The organism is Polaromonas sp. CT11-55 (genome assembly GCF_047303325.1).
Taxonomy (GTDB): domain Bacteria; phylum Pseudomonadota; class Gammaproteobacteria; order Burkholderiales; family Burkholderiaceae_C; genus Polaromonas.
Genome location: NZ_JBKBEX010000014.1, coordinates 100,137 through 125,208, shown reverse-complemented (window position 1 = coordinate 125,208; position 25,072 = coordinate 100,137). Strand labels below are relative to the sequence as shown.

Here is a 25,072-nt window from a genome sequence, read left to right as displayed (position 1 = left end):
CCAGACTGCGGGTCGCCTTTTCTTTGCTTACGTTCTTTTGGCGAAGCAAAAGAAAGTAAGTCGCCCGCCGGGGCGAGTCCCGGCCAACTGAACCAAGAAGAGGAAGGAGGAGGTAGAAAGAGGAGAGCGCGCCCGCCGGAGCAAGACCCGGCCCACAATTTCATTTGTAATGTTCCACCTCTGGGCGCGCAGCCCCAAGAGGCATACCATCGCTGGCAGGCAAGGAGGAATCATGAAAAGCCACGCCAGCATCAACCGCATTTATCGCCTGGTCTGGAGCCCGGTTTCCAACAGCTGTGTCGCCGTGGCGGAAAACACCAGCAGTCGGGGCAAGCTCGGCGCTTCCCTGGGGATGGCCGGACTGACGCTTGCCATGGCATGCCTTGCACCGCAGGCCAGGGCCGCCGATGCGGCCAATGCCACGGTGTCGATCGGTGCGGCCGGTATCGCCACTGTGGGCAACACCACCACCATCAACCAAGGCAGCCAGCGCCTGGCGATCGACTGGACCAGCTTGTCGACGCGGGCCAATGAGGCACTGGTGTTCAACCAGCCCAATGCCCAGGCGATTGCACTGAACCGCATCACGGGCAGCAGCCCGAGCGAGCTGCTCGGTAGCCTGACGGCGAATGGGCAAGTCTTTATCCTGAATCCGAACGGCGTGCTGTTTGGTGTGGGTTCGCAGGTCAATGTGGGTGGGCTGGTGGCTTCGACGCTTGGCATGAGCAATGCCGACTTTATGGCTGGCAGGCATGTGTTCACGGGCTCGGGCGGCTCGGTCGTCAACAAGGGAAGCTTGAACGCGGGGCAGGGCGGTTATCTCGCCCTGCTGGCGCCTGACGTGCGCAATGAAGGCGTGATGACGGCGAGCCTGGGCACTGCGCTTCTGGCGGCAGGCAACAAGATCACGCTGAACCTGGACAACGGCAGCCTGCTGGGCTACAGCATTGACCAGGGTGCGATCAACGCCCTGGCGGAGAACAAACAGCTGATCCAGGCCAACGGCGGCCAGGTGCTGCTGTCGGCCAGGGCCATGGACAGCCTGACCACGGCGACGGTCAATAACACCGGCGTGATTGAAGCCAAAACGATTCAGAACAAGGCCGGCCGCATTTTGCTGATGGGCGATATGGAGAGCGGTACCGTCAATGTGGGCGGCACGCTGGATGCCAGCGCTCCCAATAGCGGCAATGGTGGTTTTATCGAAACCAGCGCGGCCCAGGTGAAAGTGGCCGACGGCGCCGTTATCACCACGCTGGCCGCCAGCGGCAACCACGGCAGCTGGCTGATCGACCCGACCGACTTCACTGTCGCGGCGGGCGGCGGTGGCTTGACCGGCAGCGGCATAGGCGCGACCACGCTGGCCAACAACCTCAACCTGGGCAATGTGGCGTTGGCCACCAACAATGCGAGCGGCAGCGACAACGGCGACATCCATGTCAATGCGGCGGTCACCTGGAACGCCGGCACCACGCTGACCTTGAGCGCCTGGCGCAACATCAACATCAACGCGTCCATCACCTCACAGCACGCCAACGGCAAGCTGGCGCTGGAATACGGGCTGGGCGCGCTCAATGCGGGCAACACTGCGACCTATAACGTGCGCGCCACGGTCAACCTGCGGGCCGGCGACAACTTCAGCACCCGGCTGGGCAGCGACGGTGTCACCGAGCCCTACAAGGTCATCACCAGCCTGGGGGCGGCCGGCAGCACCACCGGCACCGACCTGCAGGGCATCAACGGCAACCCCACCGGCAACTATGTGCTGGGCGCCGACATCGATGCGAGCGCCACGGTGAACTGGAACGCCGGTGCGGGCTTTGACACCCTGGGCGGCGTGGGCGCGCCGGGCATTTTCGAGGGGCGTTTCGACGGCCTGAACCATAGGATTCGCAACCTCTTCATCAACCGACCGGGCGACAACTTTGTCGGCCTGTTCGGCCTCACGCAAAGCACCAGCATTCAGAACCTGGGGCTGGTCGGCGGCAGCATTACCGGCGGCGACTTTGTGGGCGCCATCGCGGGGCAGGGCTGCTGCACCACTTTCAGAAATGTCTACAGCACGGCATCGGTGCAGGGCAGCGACTATGTCGGCGGGCTGGTGGGCGAACTCAGCGACGGCGGCATCACCGATGCCTACGCCGGCGGCGCCGTGACGGGCAGTGACAGGGTCGGCGGGCTGGTCGGTAGTTCGGTGGACGGCACCATCACACGCGCCTACAGCACCGGCCGCGTCAGCGCCACCGGCATGGTGGGTGGGCTGGTGGGCGAGGAGTTCGGCACCGCGGTGACTCGCGACAGCTACTGGGACATCGATAGCTCGGGCCAGGCCACCAGTGCGGGCGGCACGGGCAAGGCCAGCGGCCAGATGCTGCAGACCGCCACCTTCAGCGGCTGGGACATCGCCACGCAGGGCGGCAGCACGGCCACCTGGCGCATTTACGAGGGCCAGACCGGCCCGCTGCTGCGCGGCTTTTTGCAGCCGCTCACGTTGCCGGACACCAGCGTGGCTTATAACGGCGCGCAGCAGTCGGGCGTGGGCGCGGCTGGCGTCACGGCCGCCAGCGGCATCAACCCGGGGATTTATGGGGCCTGGTCGGGTCAGGAGGGGTTTGACATCACGGGCGGCAGGCTGATCATTCGGGGCGATGAGCCCCGGCTCCTGATCGACGAGGCCTACCGCAGTGCCATGGTTTACCTGGCGGATGTCGACCGTCCGGCCAATGCCCAAGCCGGCCAGGACCCCTGCGCCCTGGCCGATGCCTTGTCCGCCGCCGGGGTGGAGGCGGGCGACGAGGCCAGCCAAAAGGCCTTGGCCGTGCTGCAAGGGGCTTGCCGTGGTGCAAGGCCTCGAGGCTCCTGATGCGCCTGCGCCAGTGCGATTTCCACGTCAAAGCCCTGGGCGTTGTCGTCTATGTCGCTAAAAATAGGGACATACAGGCCGGCCGCGCTCTGCGACAGTGCGGGAGCGGCACATCTGCTGCATTTGCAGTATGGCGCCGCGGTCCGGGGATACAGAAAATCGCGGGATACCGTGCCGGATGCGGCGGGCGGCCCTGGGGTGGCGGCCGTTGCCGTGTGAAGCCGCGTGAGCGTTACATCGAAATGAACCAATGAAAATCAATTCCTTGCCCCTCTCCACCCTGGCCTCGGCGATCCTGCTGGCAACACACGGCGGCGCTTGGGCCCAGACGCCGCCCGATGCCGGCCAGGTGCTGCGCGACCTGCGCCAGGCGCCCGGCCTGCCGCCGCAGCAGGCGGCGCCGCTGCAGCGCATCGAGGAATCATCCGACCTGAGCCAGCAGGGCCAGGCCAAGGTGCTGGTCAAGTCCATCGCCATCACCGGCAACCAGGAGATCCCCACGGCAGAGCTGCAGCCCCTGGTGGCCAGCCTGGTCGGCGCGGAGCAGTCGCTGAGCCAGCTCAATGCCGCCGCGCGGCGCATCACCGCCTACTACCGCAGCAAGGGTTTTGCCGTGGCCCGCGCCTTTTTGCCGGCGCAGGACATCACCGACGGTGCGGTCACCATCCGCGTCATCGAAGGCCGCATCTCCAGCCACAAGATCAACAACCAGTCGCTGCTCAGCGACGAGCGCGCCCAGGCCTACCTGGGCCAGGTCAAGGACGGCGATGTCATCAAGAGCGACCAGATAGACCGCGGCCTGCTGTTGCTGCAAGACACCCCCGGCGTGAGCACCTCGCGCGCCACGCTGCAGCCCGGCGCCAGCGTCGGCACGTCGGAACTGCTGATTGAAGTCAACTCCGCCAAGCCTTACAGCGGCAACGTGGTGGCCGACAACTACGGCAGCCGCTACACCGGCGAATTCCGCCTGGCCGGCACCTTCAACCTCGTGAGCCCGCTCAGGATAGGCGACCAGCTCACGGCCAGCGTGCTGACCGCCGGCTCCAACTTGAGCTACGCCCGCCTGGCTTACCAGCTGCCCGTGGGTAGCGACGGCCTGAAGCTGGGCGCGGCTTACTCCGACATCCACTACAAACTCGGCAGGGAGTTTGAAGCCCTGCAGGCCCACGGTACGGCCAGCAGCAGCAGCGTGTTCGCGAGCTATCCCTTTATCCGCAGCCAGTTCAAAAACCTGAGCGGCACGGCTTCGTATGAAGACAAGAGCCTGAAGGACTATGTGGACGGCACAGCCACCTTCACGCCCAAGAAAGTCAGCGTCACCAGTCTGGGCCTTTCGGGCAGTCTGCAGGATGCACTGGGCGGCGGCGGCATCACCAGCCTGGACCTCAGCGTCGCCTTCGGCAGCCTGAGCATCAACTCGCCCACGGCATTGGCCATAGACGCGGCCTCGGCCCAGTCCAACGGCAGCTACACGCGTTTCAGCTACGGCGCGAACCGCCTGCAACGCTTTACTGACAGCACCTTCCTGGCGCTCTCGGTGGCCGGGCAGACGGCCAGCAAAAACCTGGACTCGTCGGAAAAATTCTCGCTGGGCGGCATCAACGGCGTGCGCGCCTATCCGCAGGGCGAGGCCAGCGGCGACGAAGGCTACCGCGCCACCGTGGAGCTGCGCCACAACGTGATGCCCAATGTGCAGGCCACGGTGTTTTACGACGTGGGCAAGGTCACCATCAACCGCAATCCTTTCGGCGCGCCGGCCTCCAACAGCCGCAACCTGGCCGGTGTGGGTGTGGGGCTGAACGCCGGACTGGGCTCGGTGCAACTGCGCTCGTCACTGGCGTGGCGCACCGACGGCGGCCTGCCGACGTCCATCCCGGCGTCTGCGGCCAAGCGGCCTACCTTGTGGATGCAGGCCTCTGTAGCCTTCTGATTTCACCCTTGTTTCTTGAAAGTGCCGCGAGGCTGCACCGCCGCTGGTGCGGCCGCCGGCTCCGCCATGGGCGCTGAAAAGTAACGCGCCGAAGTCTCCAGCACACGCCGCGCATTGAGCTCCATATCAAAGCAGGGCGGCCGCCGCACCTGCACATAAAAAGGCCAGGGCGCGGACACGCGGGCCGGCTGTGGACGGGCCGGAGGCGCGGCGGGCGCCCGGGTGAGAGGAGGGTGGTTTGACAGCTGCATCTCGGTCCTTCGTTCTTGTTGGGGGCTTTTGAGTTGAAGCAATAATACTGTACATGCATACAGTTGTCTGTCATGATTTACCCATGGAAACAATGACTTCGCGGCCCTGCCGAGGCGTTACATTATTCGGCGGGGGTGCGCAAGCCATCTCCCTAGAAAAACCATATCCGGGAGGAAACCCATGAAACCATTGACCAGCCCTGAGATGGGCAACCCTGGCGCGCCCGTTGTGGCGGCACAGGACTCGACTTACCAGACCCAGCAGCCCGACGCCAGCCACCAGCTGCGTGTGGAGTTCACCGGCTCAGGAAGCGAATACTTCCGGATCTGGATCGTGAACCTGCTGTTGCTCATAGTGACTTTGGGTATTTATTACCCCTGGGCCAAGGTGCGGCGCCTTCGCTACTTTTACGGCAACACCGTGGTGGACGGCGAGCCGCTGGGCTTTCACGCCAACCCCGTCAAGCTGCTCAAGGGCTACTTCCTGGTCGGCGTGCTGTTCTCGCTGTATTCGGCCGCGGGCAAGTTCTCGGCCACGGCCGGCTTCCTGGCCTTCCTCATCATCGCGGCCCTGTGGCCCGCGCTGCTCAAGTCCAGCATGCAGTTCCGCATGGCCAACACCAGCTGGCGCGGCCTGCGCTTTGGCTTCAAAGGCTCGCTGGGCGGTGCCTACCGCGCCGTGCTGCCGCTGTTCGTGCCCGGCATGGTGATCCTCGCCGCGCTGACGCAGGTGGCCGATCCCGAAAGACCACCCAGCTGGTACCTCAAGACCCTGGGCGTGGTCTTCCTCGCCGCCTTTGCCGTGCTGCCCTGGCTGGTCTGGAACCTCAAGCAGTACCAGCACAACCATTACGCGCTCGCTTCCCTGCAGACCACCTTCAAGGCAACGCTGGGCTCCTTCTACAAGCTGTTTTTCAAGATCGTGGGCCTGGCGCTGCTGCCGCTGCTGGTGTCGGGAGGTGCTGTCGGCGCCATTATTTATGCGGCGAAGACCGGCGGCATGCAGGGCCGGCCCTCCATCGGCCTCATCATGATCGCGAGCCTGGCGCCGCTGGTCGTCATGATGGTGCTGCTGGTGATGATCAAGCCCTATGCCACGGCGCGCCTGCAGGACCTGGTCTGGACGCGCACCGGCAACACCTCGCTGCGTTTCTTGAGCCGCCTGCACTTCAGGTCGCTGCTGTGGCTTACGGTCAAGAACTGGCTGCTGGTGGTGCTCACGCTGGGCCTGTACTGGCCCTTCGCGTCCGTGGCCCTGGCCCGCATGCGGCTTGAGGCCGTGACGGTGAAGACGCGCGTCAGCCCCGACACCCTGCTCAGCCACTCGGGCGCCGTCGAGGGAGATGCGGCCGGCGAGGCCGGCGGCGACCTGTTCGGCCTTGACATCGGCTTTTGATGTCTGATCCCGGCACCCCGCCACCTTCGCTGGCCGCCAGCTACTTTGACGGCAGCAGCGCCCGCGCGCGCGCCGTCATGCTGCGCGTGGAGGGCGACGCGCTGCTCGTCAGCGGGGATGGCATTGAGCGCCGCGTCGCGCTGCGCCAGGTGCAGTGGCCCGAGCGCACCCGCTACGGCATGCGCGTGGCCCATTTCACAGGCGGCGGCACTGTACAGTGCGCCGACGCCGCCGCATGGGACGACTGGAGCCGCCGCAGCGGCCGGCGCGACTCGCTGGTGGTGACGGCGCAGCAAAGCTGGCGCTGGGTGCTGGCCAGCGCGCTGGCCCTGGTGGTGCTCATCGTGGCCATCCAGCAATGGGGCGTGCCGGTGGCCGGCCGCGCCGTGGTGGCGCTTGCGCCGCCCAGCGTGGACGAATCGCTGGGCGAGGCCTCGCTGGCCGTGATCGACGAACACCTGATGCGGCCCAGCCGGCTGCCCGCCGACCAGCAGGCGCGGCTGCGCGAAGCGCTCACGCGCGCCGTCGCCGCCATGCCGGCCGGCAGCGTGCCGCCATGGCGGCTGGTGTTCCGCCGCAGCCGCATAGGCCCCAATGCCTTCGCGCTGCCCGGCGGCACGCTGGTCATGACCGACGAGCTCGTCGAACTGGTGGGCCGCGACGACAAAGTCATTACCGCCGTGCTGGCGCATGAGCTGGGCCACGTGCGGCACCGCCACGGCCTGCGCATGCTGGTGCAGGCCACCGCGCTGGGCGGGCTGGCAGCCCTGGTGGTCGGCGACTTCAGCACCGTGCTGGCCGGCGTGCCCGTGCTCATGGGGCAGGCCAGCTATTCGCGCGACGCCGAGCGCGAAGCCGACCAGGAAGCCGTGCGCATCCTCAAGGCCGCCGGTATTTCTCCGGCCGTGATGGTGACCCTGTTCGAGCAAATCGATGCCTACAGGCGCAAGGGCGGCGAGGCCGGGCAAGCACCTGAAAAGGCGCCCGAACCAAGCGGCAAAACCGCCGAAGAAGGCAAGCCGCCCGACGCCGGCTCGTGGCTGGGCATCGCCTTCGCATCGCACCCGGCCGATGCCGAACGCGTGCAGTTCTTCAGGGACGCGGCGGCTACGCGCTAGCTGGAAATTCATCTCCCGCCGGGACTGGGTGAGGTGAGGGGCAATGTCCGTTCGGCACCAGCCGTGGATGGTTCGTGAACGAACGAGCGGTCCCTTGCGGCTGGCGCAGGGACCGTGATGGACGAATTGGCAGGGGCCGGGCCGTCAGGCCGGCTCCCGTGCTGCGCGGTGTTGCTTATTTCTTCATTTCATCCTTGCCCATGGCATCTTTCTTCATGCCGTCCTTGGCCATGGCTTCCTTTTTCATCTTGTCTTTCTTGGTCATGGCCATCTTGTCGTCATGCTTCATGCCGTCTTTCGCCATGGCGTCCTTGCCCATGGCATCTTTGGCCATAGCGTCCTTACCCATGGCATCTTTCTTCATGCCGTCCTTGGCCATGGCGTCTTTGCTCATGGCATCCTTACCCATGGCGTCTTTTTTCATGGCGTCCTGCGCCAGGGCGCTGCCGCCGGCGGCAAGCAGGCAGGCAGAGATGAGGGCGGCGGTCAAAGTCTTGGTATTCATGATGGTGTGGTCCTTGATGAAAGATTGTTGGAAAAGTTGTTGAAGAAAAAAAACGGCAAGGGCTGGGAATCCATGAATGCCTTGCCGGCGTTGCGGGGCGTCTGAGCGGGCTCAGCTGCCTCCGAACCAGTTGTAGCCCTGGTCTTCCCAGTAGCCGCCAGGGTAGGTGTTGGTGACAAAAATCGCCTGGATGTGTTTGGGGTTCTTGTAGCCGAGCTTGGTGGGCATGCGCAGCTTCATCGGAAAGCCGTATTTGGGCGGCAGCACCTGGCCGTCGTATGTCAGCGCCAGCAGGGTTTGGGGGTGCAGGGCGGTGGCCATGTCTATGCTGGTGAAGTAGTCGTCGGCGCATTTAAAACCCACATACTTGGCGGTGGTGTCGGCGCCCACCCTGCGCAAAAAGTGGAAGAAGGGCACACCGCCCCATTTGCCGATGGCGCTCCAGCCTTCGACGCAGATGTGGCGCGTGACCTGGTCGGCCTGGGGCATGGCACGCAGCTCGGGCAGCGACCATTTGCGCCTGTCGGCGACCAGGCCGGCGACTTCGAGGCGGTAGCTTTCTTCCTCCACTTCACGCACTTCGTCCTCGCCGTAGTAAGCGTTGAAAGGAAAGGGCCGTGTGATCATGGAGTCGGGGTAAGTGGGCGCCAGACGGTTGGGGTCAAACAGCAGGCCCTGCACGTCGTCGTTGAGGCGCGAGATGCGGCTGAGCGCGGTGTTGACGGATTCGCTGTCGTCCAGCATGCAGCCGCTCAGCATGGCGAGGCCGCCCAGGGTGAGCGAGCCGCGTAAAAAGTTGCGGCGGGCCGTCGAGAGCTTGTGGGCGGAGGCGATGCGGTCCACGGCTTCCTTGAGGACGGCGTCGCTGTCGATGTTGTGAAGACGCCTGGGGCGTTGGATGTCCATGTTCTCTCCTGATTTTTCTGATTTTTCCGCGACGAGGCTCAGCGCCCGCGCAGCATGTAGACCAGCGTTTTGGGCACCAGGGCCACCATCACGAGGTGCACGGCGACAAAACCGGCCAGCGCGGCCATCGCGAAAAAGTGCACCAGGCGCGCGCCCTCATAGCCGCCCATCAATTCGCGCAGCAGCGGGAACTGCACCGACTTCCAGAGCACCAGGCCGGACACGACGATGAGCACGCTGTCGGCCATGACAAACAGGTAGGCCAGGCGCTGCACCATGTTGTAGTGGCGCGGGTCGGCATGGGTCAGCTTGCCTTTCAGGGCAGCCAGCAGGTCGGCCGCAATGCCTTTGGGGGTGAGCGGAAAAAACTTGTGGAACAGCCGTCGCGTGAAGAGGTTGAAGCCCAGGTAGAGCAGGCCATTGAAGAACAGCAGCCACATGGCGGCAAAGTGCCACTGCAGCGCGCCGCCCAGCCAGCCGCCCAGGGTGAGCTCTTTGGGAATGGCAAAGCCCAGGAAGGCGGTGGCGTTGTAGATGCGCCAGCCGCTCATCATCAGCAGGACGACGGCCAGCGCGTTGAGCCAGTGCATGGCGCGCAGCCAGCCGGGGTGTATGGCGTTCGTGCTTGTTTTCATCAGGTGCTCCTCGAGGTTCCGCAAAGGCCCGGCTGCCTGGAGGTAGCCGGGATTTCCGCCGCAGTTTTGCTGCGTGTTGGGCTTTGGTCGGGCGGGGCGGGCGTTTCTTACAGGCCCGCCGAATTTTTTTTGCAGGAAAATCGCTGGCAGCTCCAACCGTTACCCCACAACCGCATACCGCCCACCCATGAATCGCTTTAAACGACTGTTCGCCGTGCTGGCCTTTCTGGGCCTGCTGCTGGCGGTGTTCCAGCTCTCGGGCCTGCGGGACAACTTCAGCCTGGCGTTTTTGCACCAGAAGTTTCTGGACAACGAGGCCAGCGGGCTGCTGATCTTTATCGCGCTGTTCGCGCTGGGCAATCTGGTCCAGATCCCGGGCTGGATATTCCTGGCGGCCGCGGTGCTGGCGCTGGGCGAAGCCTGGGGCGGCGTGGCGACCTATCTCGCGGCGGTGCTGTCATGCGCTTTCACCTTCTGGCTGATACGCCTGCTGGGCGGCGATGCCTTGCGGCAGATCAAAGGCGGCTGGGTGCGGCGCGTGCTCGCGCAACTCGACGCGCGGCCTGTGGCCGGTATCGTGTTGCTGCGCACCTTGCTGCAGACCGCGCCGGCGCTGAACTATGCGCTGGCGATGTCGGGCGTGAAGTTTCGCGACTACCTGTTAGGGACCCTGCTGGGCCTGCCGCTGCCTATCGCGCTGTATTGCGTGTTTTTTGACTACCTGGCACGGATGCTCAAGGTGCCGGGGTATTGAGAGGCTAGCGGGGTGCTCGCCGGCGGAAAAAACGAAGCAGGACTGCCAGCGCAAGGGCCAGCAAAATCCCGGCCAGGATGAACTTCCCCACGGCCGCAGCGACAGCCGCCGTGGTGACGAACCCGAAGCCCACCGCCGTTTCGAGCAACTGCAAGCCGCTTTCCAGGAGTTTGCCTCGCCAGGTTTTGGACCAGAACATGGTGTTTGCGCGTTGCGGCAAGCTCAAGCCGCTGCACCCGCAAGCAGGCGCTCATAAACCGCGAGATCTTGCGCCGAGAAGCAGCAGAACACCACCTCGCTGATGGAGGAGGGCTGTTGCAAGGCCTGGCGCACGCTGGCGATTGCAACCTCGGCGGCCAGCTCAAGGGGGTAGCCGTAAATGCCGGTGCTGATGCAGGGAAAGGCCAGCGAGGCTATGTCTTTGGTTGCTGCGATCTCCATTGATCGCTTGTAGCAGGAAGCCAGCAGCTCAGGCTCGCCATTGCCGCCGCCGCGCCATACCGGGCCTACAGTGTGGATGATGAATTTGGCGGGGAGGCGATAGCCCTTGGTCGCTTTGGCTTCACCTGTCTTGCAGCCGCCCAGCAGACGGCATTCATGGACCAGCTCGGGGCCGGCGGCGCGGTGTATGGCGCCGTCGACACCGCCCCCACCCAGCAGCGATGAATTGGCGGCATTGACGATGGCGTCAAGCTGCAATTTGGTGATGTCGGCCTGGACGGCCCGGAGTATGGCGGGCATGGCGGGTTCCTTGAGGGTTGGCGAGTGCCGCAAAAAGCAGGAGGCCCGCAAACGCGGGCCGTCGGCTTACAACACCTTGCTCAAAAAGCGCCGGGTCCGTTCTTCCTTGGGGTTGTCAAAGATTTCGCTGGGCGAACCCTCTTCAATCACCAGGCCTTCGTCGATGAACATCACGCGGTCGGCCACCTGGCGGGCGAAACCCATTTCATGGGTGACGACCACCATGGTCATGCCCTCTTCGGCCAGGGCCTGCATGACGGCCAGCACCTCGCCGACCATTTCGGGGTCCAGCGCGGACGTCGGCTCGTCGAACAGCATGATGCGCGGCTGCATGGCCAGCGCGCGGGCAATCGCCACGCGCTGCTGCTGCCCGCCGGAGAGCTGGTTGGGGTAGGCGTCTATCTTGTCGAGCAGGCCGACCTTGATGAGCAGCTCGCTGGCGCGGTTGCGCGCCTCCAGCGCCGTGAGCTTGCGCACCTTGGTGGGTGCCAGCGTGATGTTTTCCAGCACGGTCTTGTGCGGGAACAGGTTAAAGCGCTGGAACACCATGCCGATTTCGGAGCGCAGGGCGTCGACGTCGGTCTTGGGTTCGTGCACCGAGACGCCGTGCACCAGCACTTCGCCGCCGCTGGCGTCTTCCAGGCCGTTGAGGCAGCGCAGGAAGGTGCTCTTGCCTGAACCGGACGGGCCGATGACGCAGACCACCTCGGTGGCCTTGATGGCGCAGTCGATGCCGCGCAGCACCGGGGTGTGACCAAACTGCTTGGTCAGCCGGTTAACGCGAATCACCTCGTCCATAACGAGCCTCCAGTTTCTTGACAAGGTAAGCCAGGCCCAGCGTCAGCACCCAGTACATGACGGAGATGGTGAGGTAGGGTTCCCAGTAGCGTGAGTAAGCGCCGGCGACGGTGCGCGCGGCGTAGGCGAGTTCGGCAAGGCCAATCGCCGAGATCAGCGACGAGTCTTTCAGCAGCGCGATCGCGTTGTTGCCCAGCGGCGGCAGCATGCGGCGAAAGGCCTGCGGCAGCACGACGTGGTACATGGTGCGCGGGAAGGACATGCCCAGCGAGCGCGAGGCTTCGACCTGGCCTTTGTCGATGGACTGGATGCCGGCGCGGAAGATCTCGGAGATGTAGGCGCCGGCATTGAGCGTGAGGGCCACGATGCCGGAGAGGAAGGCGCCGTAGTTCTGCTTGATGTTGCGCGCGGCTTCACCCGAGATGACGATGCCGTCCGTCGGGTTGATGAACAGCGGCAGCACGGCGAAGTGGATCAGCAGGATCTGCACGAACAGCGGCGTGCCGCGGAAAAAGCTGACGTAGACGGTGGACGGCCAGCGCAGCGCGTATTTGCAGAGCTCACGGGCAGGCGAGTGGCGCGATTCGGCCACGCGCGCCATGCCGATGGCCAGGCCCAGCGCCGTGCCCTGCACGATGCAGATCAGCGTCACCAGGATGGTCATCTGCAGGCCGCGCCAGAACAGCACGCCGTACTCCGCGATGATGTCGGCCCGGAACCAGCCGAACCAGAGGACTTGCTCCATAGCGGGGAAGTCTCGGCGGATTATTGTGCGGGCAACGCGGGTGCGTCGGCCTGGAACCACTTCTTGTAGATGGTGGCGTAGCTGCCGTCGGCCTTGACGGCGGCCAGGCCCGCGTTGAGCTTGTCCAGCAGCGCCTTGTTGCCCTGCTTCACGACGATGCCGAAGTATTCCTTGGGAAAGCTCGCGTCGGACACGGTCTTGAGCTGCTTGTGTTCCTGGGTGCGGAAGGCGATCACGCCGTTGTCGCCGATGGCTGCGTCCAGGCCGTTGTTGGCCAGCTCGGAGATCACCACGGGCGTGCTTTCAAAGCGGCGGATGTCGGGGTTGGTCTTGCCGAACTCGCGGGAAGCCATGTCGTCGCCGGTGCTGCCGGTGACCACGCCGATTTTCTTGCCGGCCAGGTCCTTCAGGCCCTTGGCGGTGCTGTTGCTGTGCACGGCGATCAGCTGGCGCGCTTCGAAGTAGGGGGTGGTGAAGTCGTAGGACTGCTTGCGCTTGTCGTTGATGGTGACGCCGGAGATGACCAGGTCCACGTCGCCATTGTTCAGGGCCGCGAAGATGCCGGTCCAGGGGGTGTTGACGATCTTGATCTGCAGGCCGGCCTTCTGGGCGATGGCCTTGATCATGTCCACGTCGTAGCCGACGATTTCCTTGGTCGGGCTTTCATAGGCAAAAGGGCGGTAGGTGGCGCTGGAGCCGACGACCAGCTCCTTGTTTTGTGCCTGGGCGGTGCCGCAGGCGAGGATGAGCAGGCCGGCGGTGGCGGCGATCTTGTGCAGGAAATTCATAGTCAGTGTCCAGAAAAGGAAGGGGGAAAAGTGCTTGCCGGCCCGTACGGGGAGGCGAAAAGCGAAAGTAGCCAATGGTAACGCCTGCAAAAGCCGTGCCCGGCGGCCGGCGGGCAGGGTTTTCGCGAAGAGGGGATGGGCGGCAGGGGAAAAACACCCAAAAAGAGGGCCCAAAGCGGGGCCTGCGGGCGGTCAGGACCTGAGTTGCCGGTTGAAAAACGCCAGGGTGCGCTCCCAGGCCAGCTTGGCGGCGGTCGCATCGTAGCGCGGCGTGGTGTCGTTGTTGAAGCCGTGCTGGGTGCCGGGGTACTGGTAAGCGGTGTAGCTCACGCCGGCCGCCTTCAGGGCTGCCTCATAGGTCGGCCAGGAGGCGTTGATGCGCTCGTCGACCGCCGCGAAATGGAGCAGCAGCGGAGTTTTGACCTTGGCGGCGTCTTCGGCCGGGGGCTGGTTGCCGTAAAAAGGCACGGCGGCGTTGAGTTCGGGCAGGCGGGTGGTCAGCGTATGCGTCATGCCGCCGCCGTAGCAGAATCCGACCACGCCCAGCTTGCCGCTGCAGTCGTCACGGCCTTTCAGGTAGGTGACGGCGGCCACGAAGTCCTCCACGCACTTGCGCTGGTCGAGCCTGGCGAACAGCTCGCGCGCCTTGTCTTCGTCGCCGGGGTAGCCGCCCAGCGGCGTCAGGGCATCGGGCGCGAAGGCGATGAAATTGTCCAGCGCCAGGCGGCGCGCGATGTCTTCTATATGAGGGTTGAGGCCGCGGTTCTCGTGGATGACCAGCACTGCGGGCAGCTTGGCGCCGGCATTGGCCGGTTTCGCGAGGTAGCCCTTGACGGTGCCGGTTCCGGCGGAGGAGGGGTAGCTGACGGTTTCGGTCTTGATGCGCTGGTCGTCCTTGGCGACTTGCTGCCCCGCGGCAAAGTTCGGGCTCAAGGCCGCCAGCAGGGCCGTGGCCGTCATGCCGGCGGTGGCGAACTTCTGGGCGCGCTCCAGGAAGCCGCGCCGGTCCAGGTTGCCGTGCACATAGGCGTCAAACAGAATCAGCAGTTCCTGGTCAAAGTCCTGGGCGGTCTTCATCGGCATGGCGGCTCCCGCAAAAAGTCCAGCATAGCGATTCAGGCGTCGCCTGGCAAAGGGTGCCCCGCGCGCGACACGGCGGCGGCGCCGGCCGCAGTCCGGCTTGCTATGAAACAGATAGCTGTCGGCGCCCATGCCGGCTGGGCTGGGGCGCCCTGTTATGTGACCGACCGGTGGAAAGCCGGGAAAAACCTGCTTTAATAGCGGCTTGGGCCGCCGCGGCTTCAATTGACACGGCGGGCTTTCTGTGACTCACTGGGCCCAGCGGGGCCATCCAGCCGCGACTGCCTTCAGGCAGCAGCGCCCCCCAAATCATGAGGAGAACCGCATCTTGAACCTGATTTCATGGCTGATGGCATTGCTGGGCGTGGCCGTGGGCGCGCTGGCCGGGGTCCTGCTGCATGCCCGCTGGTTGCGGCAACAGGCGAGTGAAAGGCTGCGTATTCCCAAAAAATGGCCGCTGGCCGCGCGCGGGATCGTGACCGACGATGAATACGAGGTCTGGAAGTGGCTGCGCAGCGCTTTCCCCGAGCATGCGGTCATGCTCAAGCTGCCGGTGCTGCGCTTCACGATTCCGACCGAAAAAGACAAGGACAAGGAAAAAAACAAGGAAAGGAAGGAGCGCCTGCTTGAGCTGCTCAACGGCGTCTACACCAGCTTCACCATCTGCACGCTGGACGGCACGGTGGTGGGCTGTGTTGATTTGCGCGGCAAGCGCGACGTGAGCCGGGCCAGCCGGGAACTCAAGGAGAACCTGCTGTCCGATTGCGGCATCGCCTACACCACGGTGAAAGCCGGCCGCCCGCCCACCGTGAGCGCCATGCGCGCGGCTTTCCTGGGCGAGATCCCCGAGGAACTGATGGAGGAGCACCAGGAAACGCGTGGCGGCGACAGCAGCTTCCACGCCGACCTGGAATCCTTCACCCGCGAGCGCAAGAGGGCCGCCAAGGACGCCGCGCTCAAGGAACTCAACAAGGAAACCAAGCAGGAGGCCGCCCAGGCGGCCAACCGCGACATCGGTTTCAACCCGGACGGCACCGGCGGCCTTCGCATCGACAAGAAGAACCGTTTTTCGACCAGCTGGGAAGACTCCTTCATCGAGCCCGCGGACGCGCGGCCGGCCAAGCTCGAATAGGCAGCGGGTTTTTATGAGCGCGAGCCCCCGCAGGCGTTTGCCCCGGCACGCCCTGAGCCTTCCGGTCCTGGCCCTGTCGCGATGAAAACGCTATCGTGAGCAGGCTGGGCCATACCCGGGACAAGATCTACAAGACCGTGGCGCGTCAGCTGCACGGCGTGGTGCCCTGCTGGGTCTGCGGCGAACATGTCACGCCCCAGGCCGCGACGCTGGAACACATCAAACCGTTGAGCGAGGGCGGCAACAGCCACGCGGAAAACCTCGCCATCAGCCATGAAGTCTGCAACGGCCAGCGGCACGCCGCTGGTGTGGTGCCGGCTTCGGCGGCTGCGCCGGGGCGGGTGCTCAGGCGCGCTGACCCTGGCGTTCCCGCATGAGGCGGGCCTGGTTGCGGGGGGCGTGGCTGCTGCAGGTTGTGCTGCTGGCCAGCCTGGTATTTCCGGCCGCCGCGCAAAAGCCGAAAACGCCGGTAACGCCGGCAACTGCGACGGCAAAAACAAAGGCTCAAGTGCCCGCCGCCCCGGTGGCGCAGGCCCCCACCCCTGCCGATACCGGCCATGAAGTCGCCATAGGCCATGAAGGCCGCTACGCGCTGTCGCGTTCTTTCTTCTACCTGGAAGACGCAGGCGGCGAACTGGTGCTGGCCGACCTGCTCAAACCCGAGGCCCAGGCGCGCTTCCAGCCGGTGCCGCAAACCGGCCCGGCCACCAATTTCGGCCTGACCCGCTCGGCCATCTGGCTGCGCGTGACGTTGCGCCCCGAGCGCGGCGCCCCTGCCGACTGGATGCTGGAACTCGCCTACCCGCCGCTGGACAGGCTGGAGCTGTATGCGCCTGACGGCAAGGGCGGCTTCAGCCGTCAGGTGGGCGGCGACCTGTCGCCCTTTGCCGAACGGGCTGTGGTGCACCGCAATCACGTGATGCCGCTGCATCTCAAGCCCGGCGCCGCCAGCACGCTTTATCTGCGCGTGAGTTCGGGCGGCACGGTATCGGCGCCGGTGAACCTGTGGCAACCCGCGGCGCTGTGGCAGCACGACCAGGCGGAGTACGCCACCATCAGCCTGTACTTCGGCCTGCTGATAGGCCTGCTGCTGTACAACCTGCTGCTGTTTTTCTCGGTGCGCGACCGGGCCTACCTGATTTACGTCGCCTTTGTGGCCTGCATGGCCGTGGCGCAGGCGGCGCTGACCGGTTTCGGCGCGCAGTTTCTGTGGCCGGACCAGCTCTGGTGGAACAGCGTGTCCCCGCCCGCCGGCATGGCCGCGACGGCGGTCTTCGGCCTGCTGTTCGCGCGCAGCTTTCTGTCCAGCGCGATCAGGATGCCGCGCCTGGACCGGCTGATGCGGGCCCTGGTGGCGGGCTGGCTGCTGACCTTGCTGGCGGCGCTGACGCTGCCTTATATCGTGTCGTCGCTGATGGTGACGGTGCTGGCGGTCTTCAGCGTCATTACCCTGGTGGTGGTGGGCGTGCTGAGTGTGCGTTCCGGCCACCCGGGCGCCAAATACTTCCTGGCGGCCTGGGCCCTGCTGCTGGTGGGCGTGGTGACGCTGGCGCTGCACAACACCGGCGCGCTGCCGTCGCATGCGCTGACGGCCAACTCCCTGCTGATTGGTTCGGCGCTGGAGATGGTGGTGCTGTCGTTCGCGCTGGCCGACCGCATCAACGTCACGCGCCGCGAGAAGGAGCAGGCGCAGGCGCGCATCATGGCCGAGCACGCCATGGTCGAAGCCTTGAGCGCCTCGCAGGAAAATTTCCGCACGCAGCTCAAGGAGCGCGAGATGATCCTGGAAAACTCCATCGTCGGGATTGCTTTCCTGACGCCGGACGGCCGTTTTCGCTGGGCCAACCAGGCCATGCTGGAGGTCTTCGGTGTGGGCAGCAACGAGCTGACCTCGATGGAGCCCTTCTACCTTTCGCGCGAGGAGTACCTGCGGGTGGGCGGCGAGGTGGCCGCCTGCGTCAGCCGCGGCGAGAACTACGAAGCCGAGATCCAGGTCAAGCAGTACGACGGCACGCTGATCTGGGTGTCGCTGTCGGGCAAGGCGGTCAGCGAGCGCGACCTGAGCCAGGGCACGGTCTGGGTCATCATCAATATCACGCGGCGCAAGGAGCTGGAGGCGCAGCTGATGCGCACCTCGTCGGAGCGCGAGGCCATCCTCAACAGCGCGCTGGTGGGCATCGTGCTGTCGGTGAACCGCCGCCATGAATGGGTTAACGAGAAGTTCGCGCAGATGATGGGCAGCTCGCGCGAGGCGCTCATGGGCCAGCCCTCGAGCTACATCCACCCCGACCTGGCCACCTGGGAGCAGTTCGGCAAGGAAGCCCGCGAGGCGCTGATCGCCACCGGCAGCTACATCAGCGAGCGCCAGCTCAGGCGCCGCGACGGCCAGCTCTTCTGGGTGCAGATGGCCGGCAGCTGCGTCCAGCCCAGGGAGCCGGAGTCCGGCGTGATCTGGGCCTTCCTGGACATCACCGAACGCAAGCAGTCGGAAGAGGACACGCGCGAGGCGCTGGAGCAACAACGCGCGCTCAACGAGCTGCGCACCCGCTTTGTGGCCATGACCAGCCATGAATTCCGCACGCCTTTGTCGGGCATCCTGTCGGCCGAGGAGTTGCTGCGGCATTACGGCAGCCGGCTGCCCGAATCCGAGAAACTGGAAATCCTCGACAGCATCGCCGCGGGCGTCAAGCGCATGACGCGCATGCTGGATCGCGTGCTGATGCTGGGCAAGGCCGATGCGCAGATGCTGGAGTTCGAGCCGCATCCGCTGGACCTGCAGGCGCTGTGCCAGCAACTGGTCGAGGAAGCGCGCATGCAGCAGCCCGGCAGCCTGTGCGAGCTGCGCCTGGACTACACGGCCGGAACAGGCCAGGGGCTTTACGACGAGAAGCTGCTGCGCCACATCTTCAGCAACCTGCTGTCCAACGCGGTCAAGTATTCGCCGCTGGGCGGCCTGGTGCTGTTCCGCGTACGGACCGAGGAGGGCATGGTGGTCCTGGAGGTCGAGGACCAGGGCATAGGCATTCCCGAAGATGAACTGCCGCACCTGTTCGAGTCCTTCCACCGCGCCAGCAACGTGGGCACCATCCAGGGCACGGGCCTGGGCCTGGCGATCGTGCGCAATGCGGTCGACATCCATGGCGGCACCATAGACGTGCGCAGCAGCGCCGGTTCGGGCACCACCTTCACGGTGCGCCTGCCGGCCAGGCACTGAAGGCCGCATTCATGAACACGCCGCTCGTGATCCAAAGGCGCCGGCTGCTGCAGTCGCTGGCGGCGGCGGGCGCCGGCTTGTACCTGCCGGGCAGGGCGGTCGCACAGACGCGGCTGGCCGGTGACCCCTTCACGCTGGGCGTGGCCAGCGGTTCGCCCACGCATGAGTCCGTGGTGCTCTGGACGCGGCTGGTGCTGGATGGCGATGAGGCCTTGCGCCTGCAGCCGGCCCCGGTGGCCGTTCGCTGGGAGGTCGCGCATGACGAGGGCTTCACGCGCATTGCGCAGGCCGGCCAGGCGCAGGCCGTGGCCGGGCTGGCGCATTCGGTGCACGTGGAGGTGCGCGGGCTGGAGCCCGACCGCTGGTATTTCTACCGCTTCGCCGTGGGCCATGCCGTGAGCGCCACCGGCCGCACGCGCACCTTCCCCGCGCCCGGCGCCGAGGTGGCGCGCCTGCGGCTGGCCTATGCCTCCTGCCAGCGCTGGGAGCACGGCTATTACAGCGCCTACCGGCACATGCGCGATGAGAACCTCGACCTGGTGATGTTCCTGGGCGACTACATCTACGAATACCCCAATGCCGCCCAGGCCGTGCGCAAGCCCACCGGCGGCTGGGTGCTGACGCTGGACGACTATCGCGCGCGCTATGCCCTGCACAAAAGCGACGCCGACCTGCAGGCCATGCACGCGGCCTGCCCCTGGCTGGTGACCTGGGACGACCACGAGGTGCAGAACGACTATGCGGGCGTATCACCCGGCTACAGCGGGCCACCCGTGACAGATTTTGCGGCTCGGCGTGCCGCAGCCTACCAGGCGTTTTACGAACACATGCCGCTGCGTGCCTCGGTGCTGACCCGCGCCATGGCGGGCCTGGCTGGCGGCGCCGAGATGCGCATCTACCAGCGCCTGCCCTACGGCCGGCTGGCCTCGCTCTACATGCTGGACGCGCGGCAATACAAGGACGCTCAGGTCTGCACGCGTGAGGGCAGGGCCGGCTCCAGCATGCTGAACCCGGCCAGTTGCTCCGCGTGGAAAGACCCGGCGCGCAGCATGCTGGGTGCGCAGCAGGAAAGCTGGCTGGACGCCGAGTGGGGCGGCGACGCGGGCAAGGCGGTGGGCTGGAACCTGGTGGGCCAGCAATCGCTCTTCGGCCAGCGCGATTTCCGCCCGGGATCGGGGCAGGTGCTCTGGAACGACGGCTGGGACGGCTATACCGCGGCGCGCACGCGTTTTACCGATTCGTTGCGCAAGCATGCCGTGGCCAACCCGGTGTTGCTGGGCGGCGACGTGCATGAGAACTGGGTAGGTCACATCAAGGCCGACTATGCCGACGCGGCCAGTGCGGCTGTGGGCACCGAGTTCTGCGGCACCAGCATCACATCACGCTCGGGCGACAACGCGAAAATCCCGGACACCCTGGCCGAGAACCCGCACTTCGTGTTTGCTGACGCTGCACGTAAAGGCTATGGTGTGGTGGAGTTGACGCCGGGCATGCTAACCACCACGTTGCGTGTGGTCGACGATGTCACGCGCGTCGACAGCGGGGTGCAGACGCTGGCGAAGTTCGCGGTGCAGGCCGGGCGACCGGTGGTTGAAAAAGCCTAGGACCGGCTAGGCCTTGTACGTCGCCAAAAGGCCTTTGTCCAGGAAGGCATTGTTGGCCTCGCGCACCTTGGCGGCCTCGTCGTCGTAGAGAAAAGGCAGGAAGGCGTAACGCCGCCCGCGGGTCACCGTGGACACGGCATGCAGCAGGGAGCAGGAGAACACCACGGCGCCGCCCGGCGGGGGCTTGAAGGACCTGGGGCCGTATTCGGGAAAGCTGACCTCGCCGCCCTCGAAATCGTCATTGAGGTTGATGGAGACGGCAAAGCGCCGGTGGACCGTCCCGCGGGTGGTGTTGTCGCGGTGGGCGCTGAAATGCGCCTGCTGGTCGGCGCGGTAGCAGCCGATGACGTAGCGCTCCATGCGGGTGGCCTTGAATTGGTGGACCTTGGCGATCTCCGGAACGACACGGCGATGAATCCAGGCTTGTGCCGCCTGCATGATGGCTGGGTCGGTGATGTCGTAGTCTTCGCGCCGCTTGTGCCCATGATCGTGGGCGAGGACGGTTTTGCCGTTCTCCTCGCGCATGAAACCCGACTCCCTGCCTCCGTGGGTTTCGTAAAGAGTGATGAGTTCCCGGCAGAACTCTGGCGGGAAGACATTCGGCAGCAGGAGGATGGGGGCCTGCAGCTCGACGCCCGCGAACCGCGAAGGCGGTGGCAGGCCCGCAAGGTAGGACAAAAGCGCCTGCATGTCACCGGCATCCGCCAGAGGCAGTACTTTCAATATCCTGAGGGTCGGGTCCAGGACAAAGCACAGGCGGCGAATCCGGGCCCGTTTTTCCAGCATGCTGGCGTCCTGCGGCGCCACGCCGTAAAGTTCGCTCACCTGCGCGTCAAAGTCCCAGAGGAAGCGGTAGCCGGGATAGCGGTCAGCGACGCGGTTTTCGCTTTCGTCCCGCGGATCCAGGCTGACGCCGAAGAAAGAGCAGTGCGCATCGTTGAAGATATCCTGCCGGCGCAGGGCCATGGCGATCACGGCCTGCCCCAGGGGGTGGGCGGCGCTGCCGAAAAAGCACAGCACGATGTAGCGGCCGGCGGCGGCGTGAATCGAATAACGCGGATTCGCGAAAGACCTTTGCCGGAACCAGGGCGCCGGATCGCCCGCGAGAAGGTTGAAGTATTTGCCCATCGGATGAGTGCGAAGGCGGCGGGGTTTGGGCGGGTCAGGGGTTTGCTGTTTCCAGCAGCTCATTGATGGCGCTCAGGTCCGCCTCGCCCAGCGTGGCATTCGCGGCCTTCAGGCGCAGGCCCTGGAGCAGGGTCTCGGCCCGCGCCTTGTGCCAGTCGCGTTGGGCCGCGAACAACTGCTGTTCGGCGTTGAGCACATCCATGTTGATACGCGTGCCAACGAGGTAGCCCACCTTGTTGGCATCCAGCGAGCTTTTGCTGGAGGTGATGGCCGAGGCCAGCGCCTGGGCCTGTGCCGCGCCGTTGACGACGCCCGCAAAGGCCTGGCGCGCCTGGGTTACCGCCTGCCGGCGCGCCGCTTCCAGGTCTTCCGCGGCCTTGCCCTTTAATGCCACGGCTTCGCGCACGCGCGACTGCACGCCGCCGCCGGCGTAGAGCGGGATGGTCAGGCTCATGCCGACCTGGGTGGCGCGTGAACGCGCAGAAATATCGGCTGGGGAGGTGATGTTGCCGGAGGTGAAGTTGCTGCCGTAGGAGGCCGTCAAGTCCAGGGTGGGGGAGTGCGCAGCCTGGTTCTTGGCGATCTCGCGATCGGCCACCTCCAGCGTCGCCTGGGCGATGCGCACCTGGATGGATTGCTCGCGCGCGCTGTCCAGCCAGGGCTGCAGGCCCGCTGGTTCCATTCGCGGCAGGGAGCCGTCCGCGCGCAAACCCGCCAGGCGGGCATGGGAAATCCCCAGAATGCGCGTCAGCTCGGCCAGCTTGTTCTGCAGCTCGTTGCCGGCCACTACCGCCTGGGCGCGCGAGAGGTCCAGCCGCGACTGAGCTTCGTGCACATCGGTTACCGTGCCCGTCCCGCCTTCGAAGGTGCGGCGGGCCAGGTTGCGCTGCTGCTCCATGGCGCCTATTTGCAGGTGAGCCACGTGCTCGGCCTCCTGGGCCACCAGTATGTCGAGGTAAGCCTGCGCGGTGCGCAGGATAAGCTCCTGTTCGGCCTGCCGGAACTGCGCCTCGGCCAGCAATTCCTGCTGCCCGGCCTGGTCCAGCGCCGCCGATGCGGTGGCGCGCCACAGGGGTTGGCTCAGTTGCAGGTTCCAGCTGCGGGTATGCACGTCGCGCTGCACGGACGGCGTTTCATCGAAAGAGGCCCGTCCGGTTTGCCGGCCGGCGGAACCGACCAGGTTGATGGCGGGCAACAGCGCGGCGCGCGCCTGCGGTACCCGCTCGCGCGCCGCCTGCAGGGCGTAAACGGCGCCGCGGTAAACGGGGTCGCGTGCCTGTGCCTGGCGGTAGACCTCCAGCAGATCGGCGGCCAGTGCGTTGAACGAGGCCAGCAGCAGCAGCGGCAGGCCGGCCAGCCACAGCCGGCTGCTCGCGGCATTCGGCGTGCTATGTGGTTTTGATGTTTGAAGCGTGAAGCGCGGCGAATGCACCGGCTTTGGTTCGGAGTCCTGCACCTCGACCTCCCTGCAGTAGTGTTCAACTTGTTTGAACCATACGGGAGGCCATGGACACTTGTGCCGTCAATTGTCCACAGCTGGACTTTCATTGCGGAAAATACCCGCGCGGAATGCACCGAACGCGCCGGTGTGCCGCGGCTCAAGCGGCGAGTTCGGTTTCTTCTTCGTCGAGGTTGTCGCTCAGGAAACCGCCGCTCTGGTGTGCCCACAGGCGCGCGTAAAGGCCGCCATTGGCCAGCAGCGTGCGGTGATCGCCTTCCTCGACGATGCGGCCCTGGTCCAGCACGATGAGGCGGTCCATGGCGGCGATGGTGGACAGGCGGTGCGCGATGGCGATCACCGTCTTGCCCTGCATCAGGGTGTTGAGGCTGCCCTGGATGGCGACCTCGACCTCGGAGTCCAGCGCGCTGGTGGCTTCGTCCAGCAGCAGAATGGGCGCGTCCTTGAGCATCACGCGAGCAATCGCAATGCGCTGGCGCTGCCCACCCGAGAGCTTCACGCCGCGCTCGCCGACATGCGCGTCGTAGCCTTTGCGTCCGTGCGGATCGCTGAGGTATTCGATAAAACCGTCGGCCTCGGCGCGGCGGGCCGCGATGCGCATCTGCTCCTCGGTGGCCGTGGGCCGGCTGTAGGTGATGTTGTCGCGCACCGAGCGATGCAGCAGCGAGGTGTCCTGCGTCACCATGCCGATATGGCTGCGCAGGCTGTCCTGCGTGACCGTGGAAATGTCCTGGCCGTCGATCAGGATGCGGCCGGCGTCCAGGTCATGAAAGCGCAGCAGCAGGTTGACCAGCGTGGACTTGCCCGCGCCGGAGCGGCCTATCAGGCCTATTTTTTCGCCAGGTTTCACGGTCAACGTGAGGCCGTCTATCACCCGGGGGCCCTTGCCGTAGCTGAAGCCGATATTGTCAAAGCGCACTTCGCCGCGCGGCACTTCGAGGGTGGCGGCGCCCGGCTTGTCTTCGATCACGCGCGGGCGCGACAAGGTGTTGATGCCGTCCTGCACGGTGCCCACGCTTTCAAACAGGCTGGTCATCTCCCACATGATCCAGTGCGACATGCCCTGCAGCCGCAGCGCCATGGCGGTGGCGGCGGCCACGGCGCCGGCACCGACCTGGCCCAGGCTCCACAGCCACAGCGAGGTACCGGCCATGCCCAGGATCAGGCCCATGCTGAGCGCGTGGTTGACGATCTCGAATGCGCTGACCAGCCGCATCTGGCTGTAGCCGGTTTTCATGAACTCCTGCATGGCCGAGCGCGCGAAGGCCGCCTCGCGCTGGGTATGGGAAAACAGCTTGACGGTGGTGATGTTGGTGTAGGCGTCGGTGATGCGGCCCGTCATCAGCGAACGGGCGTCGGCCTGCTGCTTGCCGATGCGGCCCAGCCGCGGCACAAAGAAGAACAGCGCGGCGATGTAAAGCCCCAGCCAGATCAGGAAGGGCGCGATCAGCTTCATGTCGAAAGCGGCCGCCAGCACCGTCATGGTGGCCACATAGACCGCCATGGCCACCAGCACGTCGGCCAGCACGAACAGGGTATCGCGCACGGCCAGCGCCGTCTGCATGACCTTGGTGGTCAGGCGGCCGGCGAACTCGTCCTGGTAGAAGGCCATGCTCTGGCCCAGCATCAGGCGGTGGAAGTTCCAGCGCAGGCGCATGGGGAAGTTGATGGCGATGGTCTGGTGCTTGACGATGGTCTGCAGCGCCACCACCAGGATGCTGGCGACGACAATCCAGGCCAGCACCGTGAGCGTACTGCCGTGGACCGTCCACAGCTGCGCCGGTTGAGCCTTACCCAGCCAGTCGACAATGCGGCCCAGCATGGCGAACATCAGGGCTTCGAAGGCCGACATGGCGGCGGACAGCAGGGCCAGCGCCAGGATGTAGCCGCGCGCGCCGCGGCTGCATGCCCAGATGAAGGCGATAAAACCCTTGGGCGGCAGGCTGGGTTCACCCTCGGGGTAGGGGTGCAGCAGTTTCTCGAATTTGCTGAACAACATCGCTTCGGTGGGTGCTTTCGTTTGGT

21 protein-coding genes are annotated in these 25,072 nt (G+C 65.5%); 9 read left to right on the top strand and 12 right to left on the bottom strand.

Annotation, left to right across the window (positions count from 1 at the left end; genetic code table 11):
- Nucleotides 1–232 precede the first annotated feature (232 nt).
- The 4 genes from ACEN8I_RS14620 (at nucleotide 233) to ACEN8I_RS14605 (ending at nucleotide 7,558) form a co-directional block, all read left to right on the top strand.
- Complete coding sequence (locus tag ACEN8I_RS14620; RefSeq protein ID WP_413329218.1) at nucleotides 233–2,863, top strand: filamentous hemagglutinin N-terminal domain-containing protein; 2,631 nt, start codon at nucleotides 233–235, stop codon at nucleotides 2,861–2,863.
- 250 nt (nucleotides 2,864–3,113) lie between these two features.
- Nucleotides 3,114–4,793, top strand: coding sequence for a ShlB/FhaC/HecB family hemolysin secretion/activation protein (locus ACEN8I_RS14615; protein ID WP_413329217.1), 1,680 nt, complete (start codon nucleotides 3,114–3,116; stop codon nucleotides 4,791–4,793).
- A 432-nt stretch (nucleotides 4,794–5,225) separates the two neighbouring features.
- Nucleotides 5,226–6,440 (top strand): YjgN family protein, encoded by a 1,215-nt coding sequence (locus tag ACEN8I_RS14610; RefSeq protein ID WP_413329216.1) that lies wholly within the window; start codon nucleotides 5,226–5,228, stop codon nucleotides 6,438–6,440.
- Nucleotides 6,440–7,558 carry a M48 family metallopeptidase gene (locus ACEN8I_RS14605; RefSeq protein WP_413329215.1) on the top strand — a complete coding sequence of 373 codons (1,119 nt, stop codon included), beginning with the start codon at nucleotides 6,440–6,442 and terminating at the stop codon, nucleotides 7,556–7,558. Before ACEN8I_RS14610 ends, ACEN8I_RS14605 begins: the two co-directional genes overlap by 1 nt.
- Before the next feature lie 175 nt (nucleotides 7,559–7,733).
- On the opposite strand, the gene ACEN8I_RS14600 is transcribed toward ACEN8I_RS14605, so the two are convergent.
- The 3 genes from ACEN8I_RS14600 to ACEN8I_RS14590 all read right to left on the bottom strand — a co-directional run bounded on the left by ACEN8I_RS14600 (nucleotide 7,734) and on the right by ACEN8I_RS14590 (nucleotide 9,604).
- The gene (locus ACEN8I_RS14600) at nucleotides 7,734–8,063 is read right to left on the bottom strand and encodes a pentapeptide MXKDX repeat protein (RefSeq protein ID WP_413329214.1); all 330 of its coding nucleotides are present in this window, start codon (nucleotides 8,061–8,063) and stop codon (nucleotides 7,734–7,736) included.
- A 111-nt stretch (nucleotides 8,064–8,174) separates the two neighbouring features.
- A complete protein-coding gene (locus tag ACEN8I_RS14595; protein WP_413329213.1) occupies nucleotides 8,175–8,969 on the bottom strand; it encodes a molybdopterin-dependent oxidoreductase in 795 nt (264 codons plus the stop codon).
- Nucleotides 8,970–9,007: 38 nt separating this feature from the next.
- Nucleotides 9,008–9,604, bottom strand: coding sequence for a cytochrome b/b6 domain-containing protein (locus ACEN8I_RS14590; protein WP_413329212.1), 597 nt, complete (start codon nucleotides 9,602–9,604; stop codon nucleotides 9,008–9,010).
- A 187-nt stretch (nucleotides 9,605–9,791) separates the two neighbouring features.
- On the opposite strand from ACEN8I_RS14590, the gene ACEN8I_RS14585 reads away from it, so the two are divergent.
- On the top strand, nucleotides 9,792–10,358 hold the full coding sequence (locus tag ACEN8I_RS14585; RefSeq protein WP_413329211.1) for a VTT domain-containing protein: 567 nt from the start codon (nucleotides 9,792–9,794) through the stop codon (nucleotides 10,356–10,358).
- 4 nt (nucleotides 10,359–10,362) lie between these two features.
- On the opposite strand, the gene ACEN8I_RS14580 is transcribed toward ACEN8I_RS14585, so the two are convergent.
- From ACEN8I_RS14580 to ACEN8I_RS14555, 6 genes are all read right to left on the bottom strand, one after another.
- Nucleotides 10,363–10,557, bottom strand: a complete 195-nt coding sequence (locus tag ACEN8I_RS14580) for a hypothetical protein (protein WP_413329210.1) — start codon at nucleotides 10,555–10,557, stop codon at nucleotides 10,363–10,365.
- A 23-nt stretch (nucleotides 10,558–10,580) separates the two neighbouring features.
- Nucleotides 10,581–11,099, bottom strand: a complete 519-nt coding sequence (locus tag ACEN8I_RS14575) for an O-acetyl-ADP-ribose deacetylase (RefSeq protein WP_413329208.1) — start codon at nucleotides 11,097–11,099, stop codon at nucleotides 10,581–10,583.
- A gap of 66 nt (nucleotides 11,100–11,165) precedes the next feature.
- Nucleotides 11,166–11,888 carry an amino acid ABC transporter ATP-binding protein gene (locus ACEN8I_RS14570; RefSeq protein ID WP_413329220.1) on the bottom strand — a complete coding sequence of 241 codons (723 nt, stop codon included), beginning with the start codon at nucleotides 11,886–11,888 and terminating at the stop codon, nucleotides 11,166–11,168.
- Entirely contained in the window at nucleotides 11,875–12,642 is a 768-nt protein-coding gene (locus tag ACEN8I_RS14565; RefSeq protein WP_413329206.1) for an amino acid ABC transporter permease, read from the bottom strand. The genes ACEN8I_RS14570 and ACEN8I_RS14565 overlap by 14 nt, the downstream gene beginning before the upstream one ends.
- 20 nt (nucleotides 12,643–12,662) lie before the next feature.
- On the bottom strand, nucleotides 12,663–13,430 hold the full coding sequence (locus tag ACEN8I_RS14560; protein WP_413329205.1) for a basic amino acid ABC transporter substrate-binding protein: 768 nt from the start codon (nucleotides 13,428–13,430) through the stop codon (nucleotides 12,663–12,665).
- Nucleotides 13,431–13,622: 192 nt separating this feature from the next.
- Nucleotides 13,623–14,513: a dienelactone hydrolase family protein gene (locus ACEN8I_RS14555; protein ID WP_413329204.1), complete on the bottom strand. Its 891-nt coding sequence runs from the start codon at nucleotides 14,511–14,513 to the stop codon at nucleotides 13,623–13,625.
- 325 nt (nucleotides 14,514–14,838) lie between these two features.
- Here ACEN8I_RS14555 and ACEN8I_RS14550 point away from each other — a divergent pair, with 325 nt between their 5' ends.
- The 4 genes from ACEN8I_RS14550 to ACEN8I_RS14535 all read left to right on the top strand — a co-directional run bounded on the left by ACEN8I_RS14550 (nucleotide 14,839) and on the right by ACEN8I_RS14535 (nucleotide 20,460).
- Nucleotides 14,839–15,642, top strand: a complete 804-nt coding sequence (locus tag ACEN8I_RS14550) for a DUF2726 domain-containing protein (protein ID WP_413329203.1) — start codon at nucleotides 14,839–14,841, stop codon at nucleotides 15,640–15,642.
- 95 nt (nucleotides 15,643–15,737) lie between these two features.
- On the top strand, nucleotides 15,738–16,019 hold the full coding sequence (locus tag ACEN8I_RS14545) for an HNH endonuclease (protein ID WP_413329202.1): 282 nt from the start codon (nucleotides 15,738–15,740) through the stop codon (nucleotides 16,017–16,019).
- A complete protein-coding gene (locus ACEN8I_RS14540) occupies nucleotides 16,016–18,856 on the top strand; it encodes a 7TM diverse intracellular signaling domain-containing protein (RefSeq protein ID WP_413329200.1) in 2,841 nt (946 codons plus the stop codon). The genes ACEN8I_RS14545 and ACEN8I_RS14540 overlap by 4 nt, the downstream gene beginning before the upstream one ends.
- Nucleotides 18,857–18,867: 11 nt before the next feature.
- Nucleotides 18,868–20,460, top strand: coding sequence for an alkaline phosphatase D family protein (locus ACEN8I_RS14535; protein ID WP_413329198.1), 1,593 nt, complete (start codon nucleotides 18,868–18,870; stop codon nucleotides 20,458–20,460).
- Between the two features lie 6 nt (nucleotides 20,461–20,466).
- Here ACEN8I_RS14535 and ACEN8I_RS14530 read toward each other — a convergent pair whose 3' ends face one another.
- The 3 genes from ACEN8I_RS14530 to ACEN8I_RS14520 all read right to left on the bottom strand — a co-directional run bounded on the left by ACEN8I_RS14530 (nucleotide 20,467) and on the right by ACEN8I_RS14520 (nucleotide 25,046).
- Entirely contained in the window at nucleotides 20,467–21,651 is a 1,185-nt protein-coding gene (locus tag ACEN8I_RS14530; RefSeq protein WP_413329197.1) for a 2OG-Fe(II) oxygenase, read from the bottom strand.
- Complete coding sequence (locus ACEN8I_RS14525; protein ID WP_413329196.1) at nucleotides 21,623–23,044, bottom strand: TolC family outer membrane protein; 1,422 nt, start codon at nucleotides 23,042–23,044, stop codon at nucleotides 21,623–21,625. The genes ACEN8I_RS14530 and ACEN8I_RS14525 overlap by 29 nt, the downstream gene beginning before the upstream one ends.
- Before the next feature lie 142 nt (nucleotides 23,045–23,186).
- Entirely contained in the window at nucleotides 23,187–25,046 is a 1,860-nt protein-coding gene (locus tag ACEN8I_RS14520) for an ABC transporter ATP-binding protein (protein WP_413329195.1), read from the bottom strand.
- Nucleotides 25,047–25,072 lie beyond the last annotated feature (26 nt).